The 25823-nt window shown below is 69.0% G+C and carries 18 protein-coding genes and 1 tRNA gene; 9 read left to right on the forward strand and 10 right to left on the reverse strand.

Going from position 1 to position 25823, the window contains the following annotated elements:
* Positions 1–5: 5 nt before the first annotated feature.
* Together AC5P7F_RS14820 and AC5P7F_RS14825 are read left to right on the forward strand one after the other, a co-directional pair.
* Positions 6–266: a YcgL domain-containing protein gene (locus tag AC5P7F_RS14820; RefSeq protein ID WP_032960603.1), complete on the forward strand. Its 261-nt coding sequence runs from the start codon at positions 6–8 to the stop codon at positions 264–266.
* Positions 259–3597 carry an ankyrin repeat domain-containing protein gene (locus tag AC5P7F_RS14825; protein ID WP_032960601.1) on the forward strand — a complete coding sequence of 1113 codons (3339 nt, stop codon included), beginning with the start codon at positions 259–261 and terminating at the stop codon, positions 3595–3597. The genes AC5P7F_RS14820 and AC5P7F_RS14825 overlap by 8 nt, the downstream gene beginning before the upstream one ends.
* A 168-nt stretch (positions 3598–3765) precedes the next feature.
* Here AC5P7F_RS14825 and AC5P7F_RS14830 read toward each other — a convergent pair whose 3' ends face one another.
* A complete protein-coding gene (locus AC5P7F_RS14830) occupies positions 3766–5544 on the reverse strand; it encodes a monovalent cation:proton antiporter-2 (CPA2) family protein (protein ID WP_014648831.1) in 1779 nt (592 codons plus the stop codon).
* A 346-nt stretch (positions 5545–5890) separates the two neighbouring features.
* On the opposite strand from AC5P7F_RS14830, the gene mgtE reads away from it, so the two are divergent.
* Both mgtE and AC5P7F_RS14840 read left to right on the forward strand, forming a co-directional pair.
* On the forward strand, positions 5891–7261 hold the full coding sequence (gene mgtE, locus AC5P7F_RS14835) for a magnesium transporter (RefSeq protein ID WP_014648829.1): 1371 nt from the start codon (positions 5891–5893) through the stop codon (positions 7259–7261).
* A gap of 150 nt (positions 7262–7411) precedes the next feature.
* Complete coding sequence (locus AC5P7F_RS14840; RefSeq protein WP_164076991.1) at positions 7412–10138, forward strand: GNAT family N-acetyltransferase; 2727 nt, start codon at positions 7412–7414, stop codon at positions 10136–10138.
* Positions 10139–10220: 82 nt separating this feature from the next.
* Here AC5P7F_RS14840 and AC5P7F_RS14845 read toward each other — a convergent pair whose 3' ends face one another.
* A complete protein-coding gene (locus AC5P7F_RS14845; protein ID WP_164076992.1) occupies positions 10221–10601 on the reverse strand; it encodes a heavy metal-binding domain-containing protein in 381 nt (126 codons plus the stop codon).
* A 138-nt stretch (positions 10602–10739) separates the two neighbouring features.
* Here AC5P7F_RS14845 and AC5P7F_RS14850 point away from each other — a divergent pair, with 138 nt between their 5' ends.
* Positions 10740–11447 carry an alpha/beta fold hydrolase gene (locus AC5P7F_RS14850; protein WP_032960593.1) on the forward strand — a complete coding sequence of 236 codons (708 nt, stop codon included), beginning with the start codon at positions 10740–10742 and terminating at the stop codon, positions 11445–11447.
* A 162-nt stretch (positions 11448–11609) separates the two neighbouring features.
* On the opposite strand, the gene dkgB is transcribed toward AC5P7F_RS14850, so the two are convergent.
* Positions 11610–12419, reverse strand: a complete 810-nt coding sequence (gene dkgB, locus AC5P7F_RS14855) for a 2,5-didehydrogluconate reductase DkgB (protein WP_014648825.1) — start codon at positions 12417–12419, stop codon at positions 11610–11612.
* Positions 12420–12664: 245 nt separating this feature from the next.
* The gene (locus tag AC5P7F_RS14860; protein ID WP_164076993.1) at positions 12665–14785 is read right to left on the reverse strand and encodes a methyl-accepting chemotaxis protein; all 2121 of its coding nucleotides are present in this window, start codon (positions 14783–14785) and stop codon (positions 12665–12667) included.
* Positions 14786–14968: 183 nt separating this feature from the next.
* Between AC5P7F_RS14860 and AC5P7F_RS14865 the strand changes: the two genes are divergently transcribed.
* Positions 14969–15424, forward strand: coding sequence for an Rrf2 family transcriptional regulator (locus AC5P7F_RS14865; RefSeq protein WP_014648823.1), 456 nt, complete (start codon positions 14969–14971; stop codon positions 15422–15424).
* The gene (locus tag AC5P7F_RS14870; protein WP_164076994.1) at positions 15414–16319 is read left to right on the forward strand and encodes an FAD-dependent oxidoreductase; all 906 of its coding nucleotides are present in this window, start codon (positions 15414–15416) and stop codon (positions 16317–16319) included. Before AC5P7F_RS14865 ends, AC5P7F_RS14870 begins: the two co-directional genes overlap by 11 nt.
* A 95-nt stretch (positions 16320–16414) precedes the next feature.
* On the opposite strand, the gene AC5P7F_RS14875 is transcribed toward AC5P7F_RS14870, so the two are convergent.
* The 4 genes from AC5P7F_RS14875 to AC5P7F_RS14890 form a co-directional block, all read right to left on the reverse strand.
* A complete protein-coding gene (locus AC5P7F_RS14875; RefSeq protein WP_164076995.1) occupies positions 16415–17635 on the reverse strand; it encodes an RtcB family protein in 1221 nt (406 codons plus the stop codon).
* A 56-nt stretch (positions 17636–17691) separates the two neighbouring features.
* Positions 17692–18816 (reverse strand): slipin family protein, encoded by a 1125-nt coding sequence (locus tag AC5P7F_RS14880; RefSeq protein WP_014648820.1) that lies wholly within the window; start codon positions 18814–18816, stop codon positions 17692–17694.
* A gap of 356 nt (positions 18817–19172) precedes the next feature.
* Positions 19173–19245 (reverse strand) — tRNA-Gln (locus AC5P7F_RS14885).
* Between the two features lie 649 nt (positions 19246–19894).
* The gene (locus tag AC5P7F_RS14890; RefSeq protein WP_014648819.1) at positions 19895–20851 is read right to left on the reverse strand and encodes an aldo/keto reductase; all 957 of its coding nucleotides are present in this window, start codon (positions 20849–20851) and stop codon (positions 19895–19897) included.
* Between the two features lie 169 nt (positions 20852–21020).
* On the opposite strand from AC5P7F_RS14890, the gene AC5P7F_RS14895 reads away from it, so the two are divergent.
* Both AC5P7F_RS14895 and AC5P7F_RS14900 read left to right on the forward strand, forming a co-directional pair.
* Entirely contained in the window at positions 21021–21878 is an 858-nt protein-coding gene (locus tag AC5P7F_RS14895; protein WP_046433148.1) for a class I SAM-dependent methyltransferase, read from the forward strand.
* A gap of 171 nt (positions 21879–22049) precedes the next feature.
* Entirely contained in the window at positions 22050–22589 is a 540-nt protein-coding gene (locus AC5P7F_RS14900; RefSeq protein ID WP_164077011.1) for a pseudouridine synthase, read from the forward strand.
* A gap of 93 nt (positions 22590–22682) precedes the next feature.
* On the opposite strand, the gene AC5P7F_RS14905 is transcribed toward AC5P7F_RS14900, so the two are convergent.
* Together AC5P7F_RS14905 and hrpB are read right to left on the reverse strand one after the other, a co-directional pair.
* Entirely contained in the window at positions 22683–23057 is a 375-nt protein-coding gene (locus AC5P7F_RS14905) for a hypothetical protein (RefSeq protein ID WP_014648816.1), read from the reverse strand.
* 200 nt (positions 23058–23257) lie between these two features.
* A complete protein-coding gene (gene hrpB, locus AC5P7F_RS14910) occupies positions 23258–25762 on the reverse strand; it encodes an ATP-dependent helicase HrpB (RefSeq protein ID WP_046433145.1) in 2505 nt (834 codons plus the stop codon).
* Positions 25763–25823: the final 61 nt, after the last annotated feature.

Raw genomic sequence — 25823 nt, forward strand, 5'->3', positions numbered from 1 at the left:
CGGACATGCACGCCTACGTCTATAAAAGCCAACTCAAGCCGGACACCTACGTCTACGTTCCCCGACGCGATGATTTCAGCGCGCTGCCCGCGCCGCTGCTCACCTCGCTGGGGACGCTCGCCTTCGTCCTGGAGGTGGCCCTGGATGTCCAGCGCCGCCTGGCCCAGGCCGATCCTGAAAAGGTCCGCAGCGAAATGAGCGAACGCGGGTTCTACCTGCAGGTACCGCCGTCGGTGGCCAGCCTGATGCCGCGACACTATGACTGACACCTCCCGTCCGCGTGCCCTGTCGATCGCCTTCGCCGTGGGTGCCATGCTGGCGTTGGGCGCCGCGGTGGGCGGTGTGCCGGGTGCCATCCTTGCCGCACTGGCGCAGCCGGCGTTCGCGCTGGGCGTGTCGTGGTGGCGTCGCAGCCGTGCGCTGCTGCCGCTGAAGGTGGTCGCACGCCAGGACCTGCCCGCACTGCTGGCGCTGTGGGCTGCCGCGCCACTGCTGCTGGCGCTGCTGCTGGCCTGGCCGCTGGCGGCCCTGCGTGACAGCGGCAGCCTGGCGGCGGTGCTGGGCCTGAGCGTGCTGGTCAGTGCCGGCCTGCTGGCGGCCTGGCGCACCTGGCCGCTGTGGAACGATGTCGAACGCCTGGATGGCAGCCTGGCCCAGCACTGGCAGGCGCTGGCCGGCCGCGACCTGACCGCCTGGCGTGGTCTTGGCGTGGCGGCGCTGGTGATCGCCTTGGCCGCACTGGTGGTGCTGCCGGCCTGGCCGGGCCTGTTGCCGGACGGCGCACGCTGGCCCGCCGCACTGGCGGTCGTGCTGCTGTCGCCGGCGCTGCACCTGCTGCTGCAGCGGGTCGCGCCCGCGCCGCTGGTGTCGCTGCGCCCCAGCCCGTTCGCCGCTGCCAGCAGCGAACAGGAACCGATGTTCCCCGCTGCGGCCGAAACCGCGCCGCTGGAGGCGATGGCGCCGCAGGAACTGACACCGGCCCTGTATGAGGCCGCGCGCCAGGGCCGCGTCGACCGCGGCCTGCAGCTGCTGCAGGCCGGTGCTGATCCGTATGCGCTGCCGGACCCGAACTGGCGTGACCAGCGCAGCCTGGCGGTGCTGGCGGCGGTGCTGCCGGACCTGCGCCTGCTGCGCGAGCTGATTGCCCGCGGCGTTGATGTGAACGCGCCGCACCGGGGCATGACCCCGCTGCTGGCCGCCACCCGTGACAGCTGGCATGGCCGCCCCGAAGCGGTGATGACCCTGCTCGCCAACGGCGCCGATTCACGTGCCACCGACAGCGATGGCAACACCCCGCTGCACCATGCCGCACGCAGTTCCGACCCGGGCGTTGCCGCGCTGCTGCGCGATGCCGCTGCCGAAGTCGATGCGCTGAACCGCGAGGGCTGGTCGCCGCTGGCGGTGGCCTGCCAGGTCGGCAACTGGCGCCTGGCCCGCTTCCTGCTCGAGCGCGGTGCACGCAGCGAACCGGCCGACGGCACCCCGGTGCTGCTGGCCGCCGCCGCCACCGAGGACGACGATCCGGCCGGCGTGCAGCTGCTGCTCAAGCACAAGGCACGCGCCGACGCGCGTGATCGCCAGCGCCGCAGCGCGCTGCACGAGGCAGCGCTGGCCGGCCACGTGGAGATCATCGGCGTGCTGCTGGGCGCCGGCGCCAACCTGGAAGCGCGCGATGCACTGGGCCGCACGCCGTGGCTGGAAGCCGCCCGTGCCGGCCGTGCCGCCGTGGTCGAGCACCTGCTGCCGCACAAGCCGGACCTGGTCGCGGTGGACGGCGAAGGCCGCAATGCGGTGCAGCTGGCAGTGATGGCCGAGGATGTCTCGCCGCTGCTGATCAAGCGCCTGGTGGAACTGGGCATCGCCGCCGACGCCACCGACCCGGTTGGCCGCCGCGCGGTGGACTATGCGGCCGAAGCGGGCCGCTGGGCGATCGTGGCCTTGCTGGACCCGTCCTATCCGCTGCCGGCAGCCGTCAGTGATGGCCTGGCCGAGCGCGGTGAAGCGGCCAGCGCCAGCGGCCTGTTGCCGGACCGTCCGCCGCTGACCCTGCTGCGCGAAGCGCTGGGCTTCGGCAACACCGATGGCATGGCCGCGCTGGCCAGGCTGTGCCAGCCGGAAGAACTGGGCGGCCTGCTGCTCGATCCGGAGCTGGCCCTGGAGCCGCGCGCGGTCGATTGGCTGCTGGCCCACGGTGCCGATCCCTATGTGCGCGACGCCTGCGCCGATACGCCGATGTTCGCGCTGCTGTCGCGCGGCATCGACGCGGTGCCGGCGCTGCAGGTCATGCTGCAGCGCGGCCTGTCGCCGGCCGGGCGCGGTGGGCTGGCACGCTTCCTGGCCGCCTGCGCACAGCACGACCAGGCCGCCCGCGGCCTGGAACAACTGGCGCTGGAACTGCTGGAGCGTGGCGCCGATCCGTTCGCCGCTTCGCCGGCCGGTGACCCACCGCTGTCGCTGGCGGTACGCCTGGGCTGGCTGCGCCTGCAGCAGGCCCTGCTCAAGGCCGGTGTCGATCGCGAAGCGCGCGACAGCCATGGCATGACCGCACTGCATCTGGCCACCGCCCTGGCCCGCGAAGGCGCGCTGAAGCTGCTGGTGCAGCACGGTGCCTCGCCGGAAGCACGTGCCGCCGACGGTCAGACGCCACTGGGCGTGGCGCTGTCGATCGGTCGCCGTGACCTGGCCGACTGGCTGGACTGGCGGGTGTGGCCGCTGCCGCGCCGTACCCTGCGCGAGGCCGATCTGCCGGCCGCTGCGATGGCCGGTGATGTGGACGCCGTGCGCCGCCTGATCGATCTGGGATTTGCCGTCGACGCGGTCGACGCACAGGGCTGCACCGCGCTGCTGCGTGCGGCCGGTGGTGGCCACCTGGCCGTGACCGACCTGCTGCTGGCGCGCGGTGCCGATCCGCAGCACGCCGCTGCAAGCGGTGCGACGCCGCTGTCGGCGGCGGTCAGCATGCGCCAGGTCGACATCGTTTCGGCCCTGCTCGATGCCGGCGCCAAGCTGGAACATCGCCTGCCGGGCGGGGTGACCGTGCTGATGCTGGCCTCGGCGCTGGGCCTGCCGGACATCGTCGCGCGCCTGCTCACTGCCGGTGCCGACGTGCATGCCGGTGACGCGCAGCAGCTGGGCCCGCTGCACTGTGCCGCGCTGTACGGTTTCAGTGCCCGCGACCGCTCGCGCCTGCTGGCCCTGCTCGACACCCTGCTGTTGGCGGGCGCCGAGCCGGACCAGGCCGCCGCCGGTTCGGTCACGCCGCTGCTGCTGCTGCTGGGCGCACGCGCCGAGCCGGGAACCGCCTGCGACGAGCAGGTGGTGATGGCGGCGGTGGAGCGCCTGCTGGATGAGGACGTCAGCCTGGACGTGCGCGATCCGCGCGGCTTCGGCCCGCTGCATCTGGCCGCCCTGCATGGACTGCCGCTGCTGGTGCAGCGCCTGTTGCGCGCCGGTGCCGATCCGGAAGTGCGCGACAGCCTCAACCGCAGCCCGCGCGAGATCGCGGTGATGCGCGGCTTCATCGACGTCGCTGGCGAGTTCGAACCGCGCGTGCCGGGCGTTTCGTCGATGGCGCGGTTCCTGCGCGACAACGGTTGAGCACCGGGATCGGAATCCGCAGTGGGTAGTGCCGGCCGCTGGCCGGCAACCTCCTGAGACCTCCGGGATACCGAGGCTGCCGGCCAGCGGCCGGCACTACCGGGTCCGCCATCGATCGGGTCGGTGCCAACCCTGCCCCCGGTGGGTGCCGACCGTTGGTCGGCACGCCTACTTGCCGTCGCTTTCCGCGTCGGCCTCGAACAGATGCATCAGGTCGTTGCGTGCGTCGCGCGAGGTCTGGATCACCGCTGCCTCGTCGTCGTACACCAGGTACTGGTCGCGCAGCAGCTGCTCATCGTGCTCGCGGAAGCGCTGCACATGGCGTTCGGCCACGTCCGGTGCCACGCCCAGCGCGGTCAGCACGCGCCCGCTCATCTCAAGGCTGGTGCCGAACACTTCGCGGAACGGCTCGGCCGACATGTCCATCAGGCGCCACGCATGCTGGCGGTTGCGTGCACGCGCCAGCACCGTCGCGTCCGGGTACAGCCGGCGCACCATGCGTACCGCGCGCAGGTTGGTCTCCGGGTCATCCACGGTGATCACGAACACATCGATGTGCTCGCCCCCCGCCGCACGCAGCATCTCCGGCCGGGTCGGATCGCCGTAGTACAGCTGGTTGCCGAAGCGGCGCAGGTCGGCAACGGTGTCCGGGTTCGCCTCCAGCGCCACGAACGGCACCTTCTGCGCGGTCAGCAGGCGCGCGATCACCTGGCCGAAGCGCCCCATGCCGGCGATCAGCACCTTGGGCCGGTTGTCCGGCGCCACCTTGTCAGCCTCGGCCGCCGCGCGTGGTGCGGCTTTTTCCTGGCCGAGCAGCTTGAGCAGCGCGATCATCAGCAGCGGCGTGATCGCCATCGACAGGCCGACGATCGCCACCAGCCGGTCGTGGTTGGCGTTGCCCAGCAGGTGCGCGCGCTGTGCCTCGTTGAATACCACGAAGGCAAACTCGCCGCCCAGCCACAGCACGCTGCCCAGCAGCAGCGATTGCCGCGAGCTGAGCCGGGCGACACGTCCAACCGCGTAGAGCAGGCTGAACTTGACCACCAGCAGGATGCCGACACCCGCGGCGATCAGCCACGGCTCGGCGGCGATGCGGTCCAGGTCGATGCCCATGCCCACTGCGATGAAGAACAGGCCCAGCAGCAGCCCCTTGAATGGTTCGATCTGCGCTTCCAGCTCATGCCGGAACTCCGAATCGGACAGCAGCACGCCGGCCAGGAACGCGCCGAGGCTGGGGCTGAGGCCGGCTTCCTGCATGAACCAGGCGGTGCCCAGCACCACCAGCAGGGCGGTGGCAGTGAATACTTCCGGGCTGCGGGTCCGCGCAATGATGCTGAACACCTTGCGCAGCACCGGTCGTCCGCACAGGATCACCACCGCCAGCGCACCCAGCGCCACGGCCGCATCTTCCCAGCGCAGGGTCTCGTTCTTCACTCCGCCCAGCAGCGGGATGGCCGCCAGCAGCGGGATCGCGATCAGGTCCTGGAACAGCAGGATGGCGAACCCGAGCCGGCCATGGTCGCTGTTGATCGCCTTGTGCTCGGACAGCAGCTGCAGGCCGACCGCGGTGGACGACAGCGCCAGCGCCACGCCGACCACCAGCGCGCTCTTCCACTGGAAGTGATCGAGCAGCAGCAGGCCGCCCAGCACCAGCCCGGACAACGCCACCTGCGCCGCGCCGGCGCCGAACACCGAGCGCCGCATCACCTTCAGGCGTGCCGGTGACAGCTCCAGGCCGATCACGAACAGCAGCATCACCACACCGATCTCGGCGGCACCGAGGATGCGGTCGGCGTCCTGCACGAAGCCCAGCCCGTCCGGGCCCAGCACCACGCCGGCCGCCAGGTAGCCCAGTACCGCGCCGAAGCCGAACTTCTTGAACACCGGCACGGCGATGACCGCCGCCAGCAGCAGCACCAGGGCCAGTTCCAGACCACCGCTATGCATGGGAATACCTGGTCATCGGGGGAGCCCGCTGTGCGTCCGTTCGGATGGGGGAGGGCGTGGCGAGCGCCACCACGACATTATGCGCGCCGGCCTGTGTATGCACGAGAACAACCGGCCGGGCGGCCACCCAGCGCGGGGCGCCCAGGTTGACCTGCATGGCCCACGGGTCCAGACTGCCCGCCGCTGGCGGCGCGTCCGTTGGCATACGCATCCCGGAGTCCCCAACCCATGTCCAGCGACAGTAGAAGTCGACCTCGTTCGACGCCAGCGATGGCCACCGCCTGACACCGGGACGGTTTGCCTGCGTTGGCGTTGCGCGAGGTCGCATCCCCACAAGGCAAAACCGATGAACCAGAAGCAATTGCTGCGCCCGGTGGCCGATGCCGCCGCACTGGCCGCACCGCTGGCGAACTACAACACCGCCGACGCGGTGGAATTCCTCAACACGCTGGACCTGACCCGCGCCGCGGAAACGCTGGCTGCGCTGCCGTTGCCGCGTGCAGTGAAGATGCTCGAAGCGCCGGAGCTGCACCGCAGCGGTGAGCTGGTGGCCGCGCTGCCACCCGCGCGGGCTGCGGCGCTGCTTGGCCTGATGGCCGACGACCGCGCCACCGACATCGTCCACGAGCTGGATGAGGAAGAGCGCGCGCGGTTGATCCCGCTGCTGGGCACCGACGCCCGCCAGGTCATCCAGAAGCTGCTCAGCTACCCGCCGAACACCGCCGGCGCACTGATGACCACCGAGTACGTGGCGGTGCCCGCCAGCTGGACCGTGGCGCAGACCCTGCAGCACATCCGCCAGGTCGAGCGCACCCGCGAGACGGTGTACGCGATCTACGTGCTGGAGCCGGCCAGCCAGCAGCTGCAGCAGGTGGTGACCATGCGCCGGCTGATCACCGGCCTGCCCGAGGAATCGATCCTGGACGTGGCCCAGGTCAATCCGCCGGTAACAGTGGATGCGCTGATGGACCAGGAAGAGGTGGCACGGCTGATCCGCCGCCACGACCTGCTGGCGATTCCGGTGGTCGACGCGCAGCAGCAGATGCTCGGCATCGTCACCGTGGACGACGTGCTCGATGCGCTGATCGAGGAATCCACCGAGGACGCGCACAAGTTCGGCGGCATGGAAGCGCTGGACAAGCCGTACATGCAGATCGGCTTCTTCGAGATGCTGCGCAAGCGCGCCGGCTGGCTGAGCGTGCTGTTCCTGGGCGAGATGCTGACGGCCAGCGCGATGCAGCACTACGAGGACGAACTGGCGCGCGCGGTGGTGCTGACCCTGTTCATCCCATTGATCATGAGTTCGGGTGGCAATTCCGGCTCGCAGGCCACCTCGCTGCTGATCCGCAGCCTGGCACTGCGCGAACTGCGCCTGCGCGACTGGTGGAAGGTGGCCCTGCGCGAAGTGCCGACCGGCATGGTGCTGGGCGCCATCCTCGGCTGCCTGGCCATCGTGCGCATCGTGATCTGGCAGCTGGGCGGCCTGCACGACTACGGCGAGCACTGGATCCTGCTGGCGATCACCATCGGCGCCGCGCTGGTGGGCATCGTCACCTTCGGTTCGCTGTCCGGCTCGATGCTGCCCTTCATCCTGAAGCGGCTCGGCTTCGACCCGGCCAGCGCCTCGGCCCCGTTCGTGGCCACCCTGGTGGATGTGACCGGCCTGGTGATCTACTTCAGCATCGCCGCGATGATCCTGCACGGCACGCTGCTGTAACAAAACGTGCACGCCGGGGTCGGATCCCTTCGCGCAGCGAAGGGCTCTGACCCCGGATATCCGCAGCAGGGGATCAGAGCCCTTTCCTGCGAAAAGGGGTCCGACCCCGCCTCCGACCCCATCGCCACGGAATTTGGGTACCGTAGGCGCATGAGTACCTACCACCTGCAGTCCGTGTTCCGTCCGCAGTCGGTCGCGGTGATCGGCGGCAGCCCGCGCGAGCGTTCGGCCGGGCGCGCGGTGATGCGCAACCTGCGTGGCACCGGCTTCCCCGGCAAGGTGGCGTGGATCAATCCGCGGCATGCCGAGATCGATGGCATCCGCACGGTCAAGCGGCTGAAGGACCTGGACTGGGTGCCCGACCTGGTGGTGATCACCGCACCAGCGGCGATCGTGCCGCAGGTGGTGCGCACTGCCGCCGAACGTGGCGTGCAGGCGGCGATCATCCTCACCGCGCACCTGGGCGAAGGCCCCGGTTCGTTGTCTGCACAGGTAGAGGCGGTGGCGCGCAAGCATGGCCTGCGCGTCCTCGGGCCGCATTGCCTGGGCGTGATCGCGCCGCACGCGCGGCTCAATGCCAGCATCGCCGCACATTTTCCGCAGGCCGGCGACCTCGCGCTGGTCTCCGAATCCTCGGCCATTGCCGCCGCGCTGGTGGAATGGGGCGTGGCGCGCTCGGTCGGGTTCTCCGCCGTGGTCTCGCTGGGCGATACGATGGACGTCGACTTCGGCGACCTGCTCGACTACTTCGCCACCGACTACCGTACCCGCGCCATCCTGCTCTACGTCGAGCAGATCAAGGACGCGCGCAAGTTCATGTCGGCCGCGCGCGCCGCCGCCCGCGCCAAGCCGGTGGTGGTGGTGAAGTCCGGCCGCGCCGAGCGCGTGCAGCCGGGCAGCCGCGATACCCATGTGCAGGCCCTGGCCCGCGCCGATGATGTGTACGGTGCGGCCTTCAACCGCGCCGGCCTGCTGCGCGTCGGTGCGCTGGACGAGCTGTTCACCGCCGCCGAATCACTGGGGCGGCTGGGCACCTTCCCTGGCCGCCGCCTGGCCATTCTCAGCAATGGTGGCGGCGTCGGCCGCCTTGCCGTGGACCAGCTGATCGCGCTGCGTGGCACGCTGGCCACCCTGTCCGACAGCACGGTGCAGAAGCTCGATGCGGTATTGCCACAGGGCTGGTCGCGCAGCAATCCGGTCGACATCGTGGTCGACGCCGATGGTGACCGCTATGCCGCGGCCATCGAAGCGCTGCTGGCCGACAACGAGAATGACGCGGTGATGGTGGTCAACGTGCCGACCGCGTTCACCTCATCGGCGGACGCCGCGCAGGCACTCACCCGCACGCTCGGCCTGCGCCCGCGCCACCACCGCGACAAGCCGGTGTTCGCGGTGTGGCTGGGCAACGACGACCAGGCCACCGCCACGCTCAACGCGGCGCGGGTGCCGACCTATCCGACCGAGGCCGAAGCCGTACGTGGCTTCCAGCATCTGGTGCGCTACCGCGAAGCGCAGAACGCGTTGATGGAAACGCCGCCCAGCCTGCCGCAGGACTTCAGCGTCGACACGGCCGCCGCGCGCGCACTGGTCGATGCCGCGCTGGCCAACGGCCAGCAGTGGCTGGACCCGCTGGCTACGCATGAACTGCTCAAGGCCTACGGCATTCCCTCCGCGCCGGTGATGCATGCGCGTGATGCGCACGAGGCGATGGACCTGGCGCAGCCGCTGCTGGAACGCGGTGCCACGGTCGCGCTGAAGATTCTCTCGCCGGATATTCCGCACAAGTCGGAAGTGGATGGTGTGCGCCTGAACCTGTCCACGCTGCCGGCGGTGCAGAGCGCGGCCAACGCGATCCTGTCGCGCGCACGCCAGCTGCGGCCGGATGCGCGTATCGACGGCCTGCTGGTGCAGCCGACCATCGTGCGTCCGAAGGCGCGCGAGTTGATTGTCGGCATCGCCGATGACGCGACGTTCGGCCCGGTGATCGTGGTCGGTCGCGGCGGCACTGCCGTCGAAGTGATCAACGACAAGGCGCTGGCGCTGCCGCCGCTGGACCTGCGCCTGGCCCACGAGCTGATTGGCCAGACCCGCGCCTCGCGCATCCTCAAGGCCTACGGTGACGTGCCGGCGGCTGACGAGCGCGCACTGGCGCTGGCGCTGGTGAAGCTTGCACAACTGGCCGCCGACATTCCCGAAGTGCGTACGCTGGACATCAACCCGTTGCTGGTCGACGGCAAGGGCATCCTCGCCCTCGACGCCCGCGTGGCGGTGGCGCCGTCGCGCATCCTGCACAAGGGCCGCGGCCATCCACGTTTCTCGGTGTTCCCGTACCCGAAGGAGTGGGAGCGCACCATCGAACTGTCCGATGGCGGCCGCGCCTTCGTGCGCCCGGTGCGGCCGGAGGACGACGCGCTGTTCCGTGCGTTCTTCGCCCGCGTCAGCGACGAGGACCTGCGCCTGCGCTTCTTCCAGTCGGTGAAGCACTTCAGCCACGAGTTCATCGCGCGCCTGACCCAGCTCGACTACGCGCGCTCGATTGCGCTGGTGGCGATCGAACCGCGCAGCGGCGAGATGCTGGGCGCGGTGCGCCTGCATGCCGATGCGGATTACCACCGTGGCGAGTACGGCATCCTGATCCGCTCGGACCTGAAGGGCCACGGCATCGGCTGGCGGCTGATGGCGATCATGATCGAGTACGCCAAGTGGCTGGGGCTGGACGTGGTCGAAGGCCAGGTGCTGCGCGAGAACAGCACCATGCTGGCGATGTGCCAGAGCCTGGGCTTCAAGACGAAGCTGGACCCGGACGACCCGACGGTGATGATGGTGACCCTGCCGGTGCAGCAGGTCGAGGTACCCGACGTCCCGCCGGTGGCCTGATTCCTGTAGAGCCGAGCCTACGCTCGGCTGCCTTGCATCACACGGGCACGCCTGAGCCGGGCATGGGCTCGGCTCTACAGCTTCAACGCGTGGGTTCCACCACCACCGCCGTGCCGTAGCACAGCACCTCGGTCAGCCCGGTCATCACATCGGTGGCGTCGTAGCGCATGCCGATGATCGCGTTGGCACCCAGCTGCCGTGCATGCTTGACCATGTCGCGGTAGGTTTCCTCGCGGGCCTGTTCGCACAGTTCGGTATAGATGGTGATGTTGCCACCGAAGAGCGTCTGGATACCGCCGAGGAAGTTGCCGACGATCGAGCGCGAGCGCACGGTGATGCCGCGCACCACACCGAGGTTGCGCACGACGCGGTGCCCAGGCAGCTCGAAGGCGGTGGTGACCAGCGCATCATCGAAGCGGAGCGCGGGTGGGGTGGGGGTGCCGCTGTTGTAGGGGTCTGCCATGGTCGCGTCCGTATCGCTGCCTTCTGAGAGTCGAGCCATGCTCGACGGGCCGTGCAGCAGTCGAGCATGGCGCGACTCTACAACGCAACCGCCTGTTGCGGCATGGTTCCGTCACCGTGCTGGCGCGACAATACCCCCATGACCGACCGTATTCCCCTGCTGCTGCTGCCCGGCCTGCTCAACGATGCCGAGCTGTGGCGCGCGCAGCTGGCCGACCTGGCCGACATCGCCGACTGCACAGTAGGCGACCAGACCCGTGGCGAGACCCTGCAGGCGGTGGCCGAGGACGTACTCGCACAGGCACCGGAGCGCTTTGCGCTGGCCGGTTTCTCATTGGGCGGCTTCGTCGCCCAGCAGATCCTGCGCATTGCGCCGGAGCGCGTGCTGCAGCTGGCGCTGATCGATACCTCGATCCACGCCGATTCACCGGAACGTGCCGAGCAGCGCCGCAGCCAACGTGCCAGCGTGCGCCTGCCGGGGAAGTTCCACGGCTTCGGCGATGTGCTGATGCGCAGCTACATCGATGCGTCGCGGCTGGATGACTACGTGCTGGTGCAGCGCGTGCGCGACATGACCGCCCGCCTGGGCGCGGACGTGTTCCTGCGCCAGAGCGCGCTGGAACGCCGCGATGGCCATGATGTGCTGGCCGGCTACCGCGATCCGCTGCTGATCGTGTGCGGCGCGAACGATCGCATCACGCCGCTGGCGGTGAGCGAGGAAATGCACGCGATGGTGCCGCACTCGCAGCTGGTGGTGGTGCCCGACTGCGGGCACCTGGCACCGATGGAGAAACCGGACGAGGTCAGTGCGGCGATGCGTGGGTGGTTGCTGCAGGGCAGGGGATGATCCCCGCCATCTCGTAGGTGCCGACCTTGGTCGGCACGGTGTTCCAACGATCGATCAGGGCTCAGTGCCGACCAAGGTCGGCACCTACCTGTAGAGCCGAGCCATGCTCGGTTCCGGAGAGGCAGCAGCCGAGCGTGCGCTCGGCTCTACAGCACCACTGCCTCAATCCCAGGCCGGCGCGATGCCTTCCGGGTTGGCCAGGCGATGGCCGCGGTCGAGCTTGGCGATCTGTGCCATGTCTTCGTCGGTCAGGCGGATCGCTGCTGCTTCCAGGTTGCTCGCCAGGTTCTCGCGCTTGGTCGAGGACGGAATGACCGAGAAACCCTGCTGCAGCGCCCAGGCCAGCGCGACCTGCGCCGGCGTGGCCTGGTGGCGTCCGGCAATGGCCTGGATCACCGGGTCCTTGATCACCTCGCCGTAGGCCAGGCTCATGTAGGCGGTGATGTGGATGCCGTTGTCCTGCAGGAACTTCACCAGCAGGCGATTCTGCAGGTAGGGGTGGATTTCGATCTGGTTGGTGGCAATGGCACCGGCGCCGAGGATGCCGATCGCCTTGCGGGTCTGCGCGATGGTGAAGTTGGAGATGCCGATCTCGCGGGTCAGGCCCTGCGCCTTGGCTTCAGCCAGTGCGGCCAGGTACTCCTCCATCGGCACGTCGACCTTGTCGTTCGGCGATGGCCAGTGGATCAGCGCCAGGTCGACGTACTCGGTTCGCAGCTTTTCCAGGCTGGTGCGCAGGCTGGCCAGCAGCGCATCGCGCTTGAACGCGGTGATCCAGACCTTGGTGGTCAGGTAGATGTCGTCGCGCGGCACGCCGGAATCGGCGATGGCCTGGCCGACCTCGGCTTCGTTGCCGTAGATCTGCGCGGTATCGATGGCGCGGTAGCCGACCGCCAGCGCGTTGCGCACGGAGTCGATCACGGTCTGGTCTTTCAGGCGGAAGGTACCGAGACCGAAGGCGGGGACAGTCATGGGGGCTCCAGCAGAGGGGGAGGGAGGCGGGAATATCCACGAAAGGGTAGGCCAGCGGCCGTGTGCATGCCGGCAACGGTGCATTGCATCGACGTGTACGACGGCAGGTGGTGGTGGGTGCGGACCGTTGGTCCGCACTGTTCATGCCGCCACCCGTGCAGCGTTGGACGCTGCCGGCCAGCGGCCGGCACTCCCCCTGTCTGCGCTCGACGGTAGTGCCGGCCGCTGGCCGGCAACCGGATCAATCAAGCCGCGCGTGCCAGCCCGCCCTTCGCCGCCGCCGTGGTCGACAGGTCGAACACATCCACCGCATCGATCAGGCGGTTGGCCTGCTGCTCCAGGCTGCGCGCGGCGGCGCTGGCTTCTTCCACCAGCGCGGCGTTCTGCTGGGTCGTGCCGTCCATCTGGATCACGGTCTGGCTGACCTGTTCGATGCCCGCGCTCTGCTCCTGCGAGGCCGCGGAGATCTCGGCCATGATGTCGGTCACGCGCTGCACCGATGCAACGATCTCGGCCATGGTGTCGCCTGCCTCGCGCACGCGCTGTGCGCCATGGCCAACCTGTTCCACCGAGGCTTCGATCAGTGACTTGATCTCCTTCGCGGCTGCCGCCGAGCGCTGCGCCAGCGTACGCACTTCGCTGGCGACCACCGCGAAGCCGCGGCCCTGTTCGCCGGCGCGTGCCGCTTCCACCGCGGCATTCAGCGCCAGGATGTTGGTCTGGAACGCGATGCCATCGATGACGCTGATGATCTCGGCGATCTGCCGCGACGAGGTCTCGATCGCGCCCATCGTCGCCACCACCTGGCCGACCACGCTGCCACCGTGCGAGGCGACCGTATGGGCGCCGATCGCCAGCTGGTTGGCCTGGCGCGCATGTTCGGCGTTCTGGCGCACGGTGGAGGTCAGCTCCTCCATCGATGCCGCCGTCTCCTCCAGGTTGGCCGCCTGCTGCTCGGTGCGGCGCGACAGGTCATTGTTGCCGGCGGCGATCTCCGCGGCGGCGGTGTGGATGTTGCCGGAGGTGTGCTTGATGTCGGTGACGATGGTCGCCAGCTGCGTGGCGGTGGTATTGGCATCGCCGGCGATACGGGCGAACACCCCCTGGAAATCACCGTGCATGCGCGCGCCGAGACGGCCATCGGCGATCGCGCGCAGCATCGTCGAGACTTCGCCGAGGTTCAGTTCGGTAGTCTGCATCAGGCGGTTCAGGCCTTCGACCATTGCACGGAAATCATGCTCGAAGCGGGCACTGTCGCCGCGCTGGCTGAAGTCTCCCGCGCCGGCAGCTTCGGCCAGGCGGCGGATCTCGCCATTGATCAGGCCGAGGTTGTGCTTGGCCATGTCCAGCGCTTCGGTGATCACCGCCTTCTCGCCGGGCAGGCGTTCCATGTCCTGGCTGAGGTCGCCGACCGCGTAGCGGCCCATGATCGAGATCGCGCGCATCTTCACCCGGATGTGCGCATCGACCAGTGCGTTGCAGTCGGCCACCATGGTGCCGAACGCGCCGGGGAAGGCAGCGGCGTCCATGCGATGGCTGATGGTGCCGGCTTCGTGCGCCTGCGCCATCGCGGCCTGTGCATCCAGCACGCTGCGCAGCGTGGATTGCACCGCCTGCATGGCCTGCGCGAGGCGACCGATCTCGTCGCGGCTGCGCACCTGTACGGCGTGCTGCAGGTCACCGGCGGCCACCGCGCGCGCCGCTGCTTCCACTGCCAGCACCGGCTGCACCACCGCACGCCGCAGCCACCAGGCCAGACCGATCAGCAGCAGCACGGCGGCCAACACGGTCAGCGCCGCGCACAGCAGCAGGGTCTGCCGGGCCTGCTGCGAACGTGCCGCCAGCGCCGCTTCAGCCACCTGCGTGGCGTGCGTGCTCAGCGCATCCAGAGCCATCGCCACCGGGCGATCCTTGCCGCGCACCAGGTTGTCGCCGGCCGCGGGATCGTAGCCGGCCGCGGCAAATGCCTGCAGCGCCGCGTGATAGTCCTGCTGCAGCTGCGCGTGCAGGCCAACGAACGCCTGCGCCAGCTCACGCGTGCGCGGGTCCGGGCTGGTGGCCAGACCCTTGGCCAGTTGCCCGACCAGGCGGCCTTCGCTGTCGAAGCCATCCAGGTGGCGTTGGCGCAGCGCATCGTCGTGCCCGCGCAGCAGCACGTTCTTCCATTCCTGCACCTGGCCACGGAACTCACGCTGCAGGCGTTCGGCATCGCGGCTGTGCGCGACTTCGGGCGGGACCTCGGTGGACAACTTCAACCAGGCGGAGGCCAGGCCTGCCAGCGCGCACAGCAGGACCACGGCCAAGCCAACAGAAACCGCGCCGAGCAGCTTGGACTGCAGGCGCGGAGCACGGACAGACGCATTCATCGGGAAGCACTCTCGGGAAGGGGTAATGCGGTATCGACCCGCTACGCTTCCGCTGAAGTGCGACGAACATCACATTAGCGTTTCGTTTAGTGATGTGAAGGAAGTGTTTCATAGGACAAATGTGTCCATATGGAACAAATGCGGACCCTGGACAGGGGATATAAATGTAACTAATGTAGTTACATGAAATCCGCGAACCCGCTCTCTGACGCCCTGCACGTGATGGCGCATCTGGTCGGCCAGGATGGCCCGCGCACCTCCGGGCAGCTGGCGTCCTGCCTGCCGACCCATCCGGTGGTGATCCGCCGTCTGCTGGCGCAGCTGCACAAGGCCAGCTTGGTACGCAGCACCCGCGGTCATGGCGGTGGCAGCCAGCTGGCCCGCGACGCTGCAACGATCACCCTGCATGACATCTATCTGGCCGTGGGCGCACCACCGCTGGTGCAGGTCGGCGCCCGCGACGCCGGCGGCGGCTGCCCGATCCAGCAGCTGGTCAACAGCGCGCTGCTGGAGGGGGCACGCGAGGCACAGCGGTTGCTGGAGGCGCGCCTGCGGGCGACCACGCTGGACCAGCTCGGCGCCGACTTCGCCCGCCATCTCGCCCATCACCGTTCCCTGGAAGGTCCTCATGAATCCTGATGTGCTCATCGTCGGCGGCAGCTACGCCGGCATTGCCGCCGGCCTGATCCTGGCCCGCGCCCGGCGGCCGGTCACCGTCATCGACGCCGGCTCGCCGCGCAACCGCTTCGCCAGCCATTCGCACGGGGTGCCAGGGCTGGATGGCATCAGCGGCGCCGAGCTGCTGAAGACCGCGCGCCAGCAGCTGCTGGATTACCCCAGCGTGCGCTGGGTGCATGCCGAGGCTGTGCAGGCCAACGCCAGCGCAGAGGGCGTGGAAGTACGTACCGCCGATGGCCAGGTGCTGGCCGCGCGCAAGCTGCTGCTGGCCAGCGGTATCGCCGACCAGCTGCCGGAACTGCCCGGGCTGGCCGCGCGCTGGGGCAGCACCGTGCTGCACTGCCCCTACTGCCATGGTTACGAAGTGGGTGGCGGCGCCATCGGCCTGCTTGGCGGCCATCCGATGTCCGCCGGCAAGGCGCCGCTGTTTGCCGACTGGGGCAATGTCACCTTCTTCAGCATGGGACGGGACATCACTGATGAGGAACGCGCTGCCATGCAGCAGCGCGGCGTGCAGATCGAGACCTCGCCGGTGCTGGGCGTGCAGGGCGACCAGCCGACCTGGCTGGAAGTGGAGCTGGCCGATGGCCGCCGCATCGCCCAGCGTGCGCTGTTCGTACCGGCCACCCAGGCGATGGCCACGCCATTGGTGCAGCAGCTTGGCTGCACCTTGGTCGAGAGCCCGCTGGGGGTGCTGATCGAGGTCGACATGATGAAGCAGACCTCGGTGCCGAACGTGTATGCCGCAGGCGATGCGACGACGGTCGGCAACATCACCCTGGCCATGGCCGAAGGCGTGCGCGCGGGCATCGGCGTGCATCATGCGCTGGTGGCCGAAGACAGCGTGCCGCGCTGAATGTGCCGGGGTCAGATCCCTTTCGCAGAAAGCGATCTGACCCCCGACGCGACGTGCTGCTCTGGTAGAGGCCGGCCTTGGCCGGCACCGCTCCGTTACCCCTTCACGCACAGCACCTGGCGCAGGGTGTGCACCACCTCGACCAGGTCCAGCTGCGCTGCCATCACATCGTCGATCGACTTGTACGCGGCCGGTGACTCGTCCAGCACGCCGCTGTCCTTGCGGCATTCCACGTGCGCGGTGGCCTCGCGGTGCTGGGCCAGCGTGATCTGCTGGCGCGCCGTGCCACGGCTCATCACCCGGCCGGCACCGTGGCTGCAGCTGTGGAAGCTGTCGGCGTTGCCCTTGCCGCGCACGATGTAGCTGCGCGTGCCCATGCTGCCGGGAATGATGCCCAGCTCGCCTTCGCGCGCACTCACCGCCCCCTTCCGGGTCACCAGCAGTTCCTGGCCGTGGTGCGTCTCCTTCTGCACGTAGTTGTGGTGGCAGTTCACCGCCATCGCTGCCAGCTGGAACTTCGGCAAGCGGTGGCGCATCTCGGCCAGCACGCGCGACATCATCGCCTCGCGGTTCTGCCGGGCGTAGTCCTGCGCCCACGACACGGCTTCGACGTAGTCATCGAACAGCGGCTCGCCTTCCATGAAGAACGCCAGGTCCTTGTCCGGCAGGTGGAAGCCGAGCACGCGCCGGGCCAGTTCCTCGCGCGCCTTCTCGATGAAGTAGGTGCCGATCAGGTTGCCGGTGCCGCGCGATCCGCTGTGCAGCATCACCCACACCGTGTCCGTCTCGTCCAGGCACAGTTCGATGAAGTGGTTGCCACCACCCAGCGTACCCAGCTGGCGGTCGAGCTTGTCGGTGCGGATTCTGCGATGCTTGTCCTTGATCTTCTCCAAGCCGACGGCCAGCCCGGACTGCACCAGCCGGGTGTGGATGCTGTCGGGCATGCGGTGATGCTCGCCGCCGCGCCCGTTGCCGACCGGAATGCTGCGCTCGATGCTGTTGCGCAGCTGCCGCAGGTCGTCGGGCAGGTCGTTGGCGCGCAGCGTGGTGCGTACCGCCGCCATGCCGCAGCCGATGTCGACGCCGACCGCGGCCGGGATGATCGCACCGCGGGTCGGGATCACCGAGCCGACGGTCGCGCCCTTGCCCAGGTGCACGTCCGGCATCACGGCCACCCACGGCCCGACGAACGGGATCGCGGCGATGTTGCGCAGCTGCTCATGCGCCTGCGCTTCCAGCGGCACACCGTTGACCCAGCCCTTGATCGGCGTGGTGCCCTCGGCGTGCAGCCATTGATAGTTGTGTTGAGTGTCCATGTCTTCGTGTATGTCCTTGATGGGCCGGCGGCGCGTCCCTGCGCCGCCGCTGCCCCCTACCTGATCGTCACCAGCTGCTTCAGCACGCCATCCAGGCCGCCGAATACGGTGAGCGTGTCGATCTTCTCGGTGACCTTCTCCAGTGCCTCCAGCTCCTTCAAGCGCATCAGCACCGGGTTGTCCTCGATCAGCTTTGCGGTGTTGAGCTGCGAACGCGTGGCGTTGGCCTCCTCGCGTCGACGGATCACGCTGGCCTGGGCCTGCTTCTCGGCCAGCACCACGCCATTGAGGATCTCCTTCATCTCGCCCGGCAGGATCACGTCCTTGATGCCCACGCCGAGCAGCCGCACGCCGTGGCCCTCGATCGCGGCCTGCACATGGGCGGCGATCTCGCCGTCCAGCGCCGCCTTGTCGCCCAGCAGCTCGTCCAGGCTGCGCGCGGCAATCGCCTGGCGCAGGCCGAACTGCAGCTGCCGGTAGACGAACTCATCGGCATTGCTGAGCGTGCGGTGTGCACGCACCGGGTCGATCACCTGCACGGTCGCGGCCAGGTTCACCCGCAGGGTCACCTTGTCGCGGCTGAGCAGCTCCTGGCCGGACACGTCCAGCGAACGTGCACGCAGTTCCACGCGCTCCACCGACACGTTGCCGTTGAAGTTCCAGAACGCGTGCAGGCCGGCGTCCAGCGTCTGCCGCAGCGTGCCATCGATGAACAGCAGGCCGACCGACTCGCTTGGCACGGTGCTGATCACCGCCACACGCGGCAGCACGCCCAGCTGGCCCAGGCGTTGCTGCACGTCCGCCGGGATGCGCGGCTCGTCACCCAGCGCCATCACGCGTACCTGGGTGTCGACCGAACCCCGCCAGTACAGGCGGCGGCTGCCCGGCGGCAGCACTTCATCGATGCGGCCGTTGCGCAGCAACAGGCCGACTTCGGTGGCGCTGACATTGGCCAGCACGAAGTGGGTGTCCAGCGTCGCGCCCAGTGCCTCGATCAGGCTGTCCTGGTCGCTGCCGGTATAGGCCGCGCCCTTCGATGCGGTGTGGATGTCCACGTGCGGGCGGCCGCCGAACGGCGACAGGCGGTGCACGCCCGGCAGCAGCATCTGCTGGAAACGACGGTTGCGATACACCAGGCCGCGCTCGCCGTCGCCGATCACGACCTTGATGGTCCAGAACATGGGAGTCTCTCCTTGTATGGCTCTGGTGGTTCGACCCGTTGCGGATGAATCGCCATGACCCGGGTCGATCAGGTCGTGGCGCGGCCGCCTGCACACCACGTGCAGGCAGCGGAAGAGGGCGGCCATCGGCGGACGGTCCGCGCGCGGAGCCTTCGGTGCGCCGGCAGTGCTGCCATCGCCGTTCCCGGCAGGCAGCACCGGGGCGGAACGTGGCTGGCAGTGGCGGCGGGCCGGGGCCCGGCGTGCGGTCCGTTGCCTTCCACGCCCCGCCCGAAGGCGATGGCGGTGGACGGCGACGATGGCCGCTGGGGCTTGCGCCCCGGGTGTTGCTTCAAGTCATGACGTGACAGGTCATGTGGTTTGGAGTGGGAGTCGAACCCACGACAGACGGAATCAGGATCCGTTGCTCTACCCTGCTGAGCTATCCAGTTGGGGACCGCGCGGAATCGAACCGCGTACCGGCGAACCGGCGCCTGCCTCCAGCAGGCGATCCAGGCGATGGCATGTCCGCGACCTCCGGCATACGCCACGGCAACGCCGCGCGCACCAGCCCGTGATGGAAACGGGACCGTTGGAGAATCGAGGGTGCAGGCCACCGACATTATCGACGAGCGATAATGTTTTGATGCGATGCAGATAATGTCCTGGCGCAGCCGATCGCGCGAAGTAAATCCTTCGGCGGGGCGGGAGAAACCTGGGTCAGTGAGCGGCGGGTTGCCGCGCGGGGTGCAGTTCTGGCATCGCGGGTCCTTGTGCCGACGCAAACGAAAACGCCCCCGGGACTTGCGTTCCGAGGGCGTCGTCAGGCATCGGAGATCGGGGGGGCCGATCTCCGCAGGGCGGGTATCAGGCCGTTGTCAGCTGGTCTTCCTTGCCGAACGCGCGCGCCAGCCCGTCCATGCGCAGGCATGGCAGCAGTTTGGCGATGGCGACGGAATGCGCGTTCAAGGGAAGTTTCCAGTGGTTGTTGAAACGAGGTGCGCACGATAAACCACGATTTAGTCGCGTGCAACCATTTTGTTCAATTGTTTTCTTCGGCACGTGGGCAATGCCGGCCAGCGGCCGGCACTACCGGGCCTCACGCTTCGGCGCTGGCGGCATCCAGCTGCGCGACATCCTGCACGCTCAGCGACACGTTGGCCGCTGCCAGCAGATCGTGCAGCTGTTCGACGCTGGTGGCGCTGACGATCGGCGCGGTGATCGACGGCCGCGCGATCTGCCATGCCAGTGCGATCTGTGCGGCGCTGGCATTGTGCTTGCTGGCCACGTCATCCAGCGCCTGCAGGATGCGCAGGCCGCGCGGGTTCAGATAGCGCTTCACCACCGTTTCGCCACGTGCCGGGCTCTTGGCCGCATCGGCCGGTGTGCGGTACTTGCCGCTGAGGAAGCCACTGGCCAGGGCGTAGTAGCCGATCACGCCGATCTGTTCGCGCTGCACCAGCGGTTCCAGCTCCTTCTCGTAGCCGGCACGGTCGTACAGGTTGTACTCCGGCTGCAGGGTTTCGTAACGCGGCAGCTTGTAGTCGGTGGACACCTTCAGCGCATCGGCCAGGCGCGTGGCGCTGTAGTTGGAGGCACCGATGGCGCGCACCTTGCCGGCTTCGATCAGGCGGCCGAACGCGGCCAGGGTCGCTTCCAGTGGCGTCGACTCATCATCCTCGTGGGCCTGGTACAGATCGATCACGTCGGTCTGCAGGCGGCGCAGCGAATCCTCGACGGCCGCATTGATGTTGTCCGGGGTCAGGCCGGGGCGTTCGGCCCATTTGGCCACCTTGGTCGCCAGCACCACCTTGTCGCGCTTTCCGCTGCGCGCGAACCATTTGCCGATCAGCGTTTCCGATTCGCCGCCGGCGTTGCCCGGCACCCAGGCCGAATACACATCGGCGGTGTCGACCAGGTTGAAGCCGGCGTCGACGAAGGCATCGAGCAGGGCGAAGCTGGCCTTCTCATCGGCGCTCCAGCCGAACACGTTGCCACCGAAGGCGAGCGGACGTACATGCAGGCCGGAACGGCCCAGTTCGCGGGTTGCCGTCATGGGCACGGACTCCTTGGGGGAAGTGCTCCAGAATAGAACGCGTAGTGTGACCGTGCTGCGGCGGCGACCACAAAACAGTGTTCCGCGATACGCACGCGGCTAACGTTTTGTGAACACCTGGGGCGCCGCGGCTGCTAGTCTCGCCGCATCTTCCGCTGGAGTCGCTCCGATGATGCCTGCTTCGTCCCTGCGTGGTTGCCGCCTGCTGCTTGCTTCGGCCCTGCTTGCCGCTGTTCCCGCGTTTGCCGCACCGGCCACGGTCGCGCCGGCGAAGATCCAGGTGTCGCCGGCCATCGACGCGGCGGTGAAGGCGCCCACCCGCGATGCCAACAACGTCAAGCGCGACGGTTTCCGCCACCCGGCGCAGACGCTGTCGTTCTTCAAGGTGACGCCGGAAAAGACCGTCATCGAGATCACCCCCGGCAACGGCTGGTACTCGGAGATCCTGGCGCCGCTGCTGCACGACAAGGGCCACTACGTTGCTGCGGTGGTCGATCCGATGGCGGTGCCCGAAGGCCGCGGCCGTGACTACCAGCAGCGCAGCCGCGACAGCCTGGAAAGGAAGTACGCCGCTGCACCGGCACAGTTCGGCAAGACTGCCGTGGTGGCCTACGATCCGGCCAAGCCGGTGTTCGGCCCGGCCGGTTCAGCCGATGTGGTGCTGACCTTCCGCAACGTGCACAACTGGCGCAAGGCCGGCCAGGCGCAGGGCATGTTCCAGGGCTTCTTCAACGTGCTCAAGCCGGGCGGCGTGCTGGGCGTGGTCGAGCACCGCGCCAAGGCCGACGTGGCTGACGACGATGACACCGGCTATGTCGGCCAGCAGCAGGTGATCGCGATGGCCGAGGCCGCCGGCTTCAAGCTGGACGCGCGCAGTGAGGTCAACGCCAACCCGCGCGACACCAAGGACCACCCGAACGGCGTGTGGACGCTGCCGCCGACCAACCAGCACGACAAGGCCGATGATGCGAAGTACCAGGCGATCGGCGAAAGCGACCGCATGACCCTGCGCTTCATCAAGCCGTAAGAGGGGTGCCGGGCTGGCGCATGCTGACTCTGTAGAGCCGAGCCCATGCTCGGCTGCTGTTGCGTTCCGCCGTGCTGTGCGCGATGAGCCGAGCATGGGCTCGGCTCTACAGCCGAGTGGCGCGTGGCGCGGCATGGGACAATGCGCCACCCGCTGACTGCCGTGCCCGCAATGCTGATCGCCTTCAACAAGCCCTTCAACGTGCTCTGCCAGTTCACCGACCGCAGCGTACCGCCGCGTCCGACGCTGGCCGGGTTCGGCCTGCCGCCGCGCGTGTATGCCGCCGGTCGCCTGGACCATGACAGCGAAGGCCTGCTGCTGCTGACGGATAACGGCATGCTGGCGCACACGTTGACCGACCCGAAGCACAAGGCCGACAAGACCTACTGGGTGCAGGTGGAAGGCACGCCCAGCGATGAGCAGCTGCAACGGTTGCGCGATGGGGTGGAGCTGAATGACGGGCCGACCTTGCCGGCGAAGATCGAGCGCCTCGATCCGGCGCCGTCGCTGTGGACACGCGATCCGCCGGTGCGCTTCCGCAAGACCGTGCCCGATGCCTGGCTGGCGATCACGATCCGCGAGGGCCGCAACCGCCAGGTGCGGCGGATGACCGCGGCAGTGAACCTGCCAACGCTGCGGCTGGTGCGGGTGGCGATGGGGCCCTACCGGCTGGACGACCTGCAGCCGGGGCAGTGGCGGCAGATCGGTTGAAACAGAAAGGGCCGGATACCTCGCGGCATCCGGCCCTCTCGTAGCTGGTAGGGTCAGAGCCCTTCCTGCGGAAGGGGTCTGACCCGGGCAGCTTCACGCGTCGCTGCCGATATCGCTGTGCTCGTCCACCACGGTGTCGTTGCGGCGGTCGCGTGCGTGGATGCGCTGCGCCTGCCCATTCACCACGTGGCCATTGGCAGCCTTCTTCTTCTGCTGCTTGCGGTACAGCGCATAGCCGAGCAGGCCGACGCCGACGGCAGCCGCGGCAATGGTCACGGCCGGGTTGCGGCGGGCGAACTTGGTGGCGACCTTGCCGCCGGTCTTCACTGCGCCGAGGGCGGCGCCGGTCTTGATCCAGTCCGCGTTGCGCAGGCTGCCACCGGCGCTCTTCAGGCCATCGCCGGCGGTGTGGGCCAGCTCCAGGGCGCGCTCCAGAGCGCGGTCGGTGATTACGGTCAGCTTGCTCATGCGGGGGTCCTTTGCCTCGGGTCGAAGTCCAGTGTCGCGTGTTGCCCGTAAACGGTATGTCAGTCGGGGACGCACGTGGTGTGACTTTACCGCAGCCATTCAGGATCAGGCAGGCTCCGCACCCGGTAGTGCCGGCCGCTGGCCGGCAATGCTCTCCGCCTGGTGCCAGGGGGCTGCCGGCCAGCGGCCGGCACTACCAATCAGGTTCCGCGCGGCTTGGCCCGGTGCGTGGCCGTCGCCGTCCACGGATCATCCGGCCATGGGTGGCGCGGGTAACGGCCCTTCATCTCCTTTTTCACTTCGGCGTAGGTGCTTTCCCAGAAGTTGCGCAGATCCTGGGTGACCTGCAGCGGGCGGCCGCCGGGGGAGAGCAGGTGCAGGGTCAGCGGCACGCGGCCATCGGCGATGCGCGGCGTGTCGGCCAGGCCGAACAGTTCCTGCAGCTTCACCGCCAGCACCGGCGGCAGCGGATCGCCGCTCTCGCTGTCCAGCGCATAGGTGATCGGCCGCTCCAGTCCGGACGGCACGGTGATGCGGGTCGGCGCATGACGCTCGACCAACTGCCGTTGTGACCACTCCAGTGGCGATTTCAGCGCTTCGCCGAAGCTGGATTCATCCAGCGCATCCAGTCGCGTCCTGCCGGCGAACGCGGGCTGCAGCCATTGTGCGCGCGTGGCCAGCAGGGCATCGTCGCTGCAGTCGGGCAGGCCGAGCTCGGGCATCCAGCGCCGCAGCGATTCCACCCGTGCCTGCCACTGGCGCAGGCCCTCGGTCCACGGCAGCGCCTGCAGGCCGAGCTCGGCCACCGCATCGGTCAGCGCCTGCGCGGCGTGCTGCGGATCGACCCGGCCGGCCGAGCGGCTGTCCAGCACGATCCGGTCGAAACGGGTCTCGCGCAGCGCCACCAGGGCGCGTCGCTCGCTGTCCCAGCGCACCACGTCTTCGGTGACGAAGCGCTCCGGCCATGCCTTGCGCAGCTGGCCTTCATCCACCGGTGCGGCACGCAGCAGCAGCGCATCGCGCGCCTCGAAGCGCAGTTCGCTGGCCACCAGCCACGGCTCACCGCGCAGGTCACTCAGTTCGTGCAGGCGCGCGCTGCGGCCATTGGCCAGCAGGTAGCGCAGCGGATCGCCGGGATGCTGGAAACCGATCCGGTCGGGAAAGGCGTGTGCAAGCAGATCGCCCAGTTCGTGCGCCTCGATGCTGGCCGGCGGCGTAGCCTCGCAGCGCAGGCGGCGACGCCACTGCTTGGCGGCGGCATCAATGGCGGCCAGCCCGCTGCGGTTGGCATCGCCCGGCGCGCGGCCAGTGCGGAACGCGGCCAGTGCGCGCCAGCGGGCCGCCAGCGCGTCACCGCCCTGGCGCAGCGGGTCGCGCGCTTCCAGCAGGGCGGCCAGATCGGCGGCCAGCGCCTGCGCGCGGGCATCGGGCGCTGCCAGCAGCATCGCCGCCATCCGCGGGTGCGTACCCAGCGCCAGTACACGGCGCCCGAGTGCGGTGATCGCGCCCGAGTCCGACAGTGCACCCAGGCGTTGCAGCAGCTCGCGCGCCGCACCCATCGGGCCGGCCGGTGGCGGGTCGAGGAAGCGCAGGTCGCTGCTGCCCCACGCGGCCAGTTCCAGCGCCAGTCCGGCCAGTTCCACCTGGTCGATCTCCGCGCGGCGCTGCGGCTCCAGCCGCTGCGACTGCGGCCACAGCCGCCAGGCCACGCCCTCGGCCACGCGACCGGCACGGCCCGCGCGCTGGTCGGCCGACGCCTGCGCGATGGCCACCACGTCCAGCCGGGTGAAGCCGCTGTTGGGGTCGTAGCGCGGCTCGCGCGCCTGGCCGCTGTCGATCACCACGCGCACGCCGGGCAGGGTCACCGACGACTCGGCCACGTTGGTCGCCAGCACCACGCGACGGCGGCCATCGCTGGCGGCCTGCAACACGCGCGCCTGTTGTTCGACCGGCAGCTCGCCATGCAGCGCCAGCACCTCGACGTTGCCATCGAGTGACTCCTGCAGGCCGGCCTGGACGCGCGCGATCTCGCGCTGGCCGGGCAGGAACACCAGCAGGTCACCGGGGTGCTCGGCCAGTGCCTGCTGCACCGCGCGGCGCACCTGCAGTTCCAGGGCTTCATCGCGGCGCGCCGGGAAGTGGCTGATCGCCACCGGATAACTGCGGCCCTCGCTGCTCAGCCGCGGCGCATCGAGGAAGCGTGCCAGCCGCTCGCCGTCCAGCGTGGCCGACATCACCACCAGGCGCAGGTCGTCGCGCAGCTGCGCCTGCACGTCCAGCGCCAGCGCCAGGCCCAGATCCCCACTGAGATGGCGCTCGTGGAATTCATCGAACAGGATCGCGCCGACGGTTTCCAGCATCGGGTCGTCCTGCAGCATCCGGGTCAGGATGCCCTCGGTGACCACCTCGATGCGGGTGCGCGCGGATACCTTGTTCTCGAAGCGGATGCGGTAGCCGACCGTGCCGCCGACCTCCTCACCCAGCTGCCGTGCCATGAACAGCGCCGCGCTGCGCGCGGCGACCCGGCGTGGTTCCAGCAGAATGATCTTGCGGCCCTGCAGCCACGGCGCGTCGAGCAGCGCCAGCGGCACCTGGGTGGTCTTGCCGGCACCGGGCGGGGCCTCCAGCACCAGCCGTGGTTGCACGGCCAGCTGCTGCTGGATCTGCGGCAGCAGCGGGGAAATCGGGAAGAGCGGGGCGTTCATATGCAAAGGATAAGGGGCCACGGCAGGCGCAGGTACAATGCGCGGGCACTTTTCCCCCGCG

It is taken from the genome of Stenotrophomonas sp. YJH_SMC_105-26, from assembly GCF_059368915.1.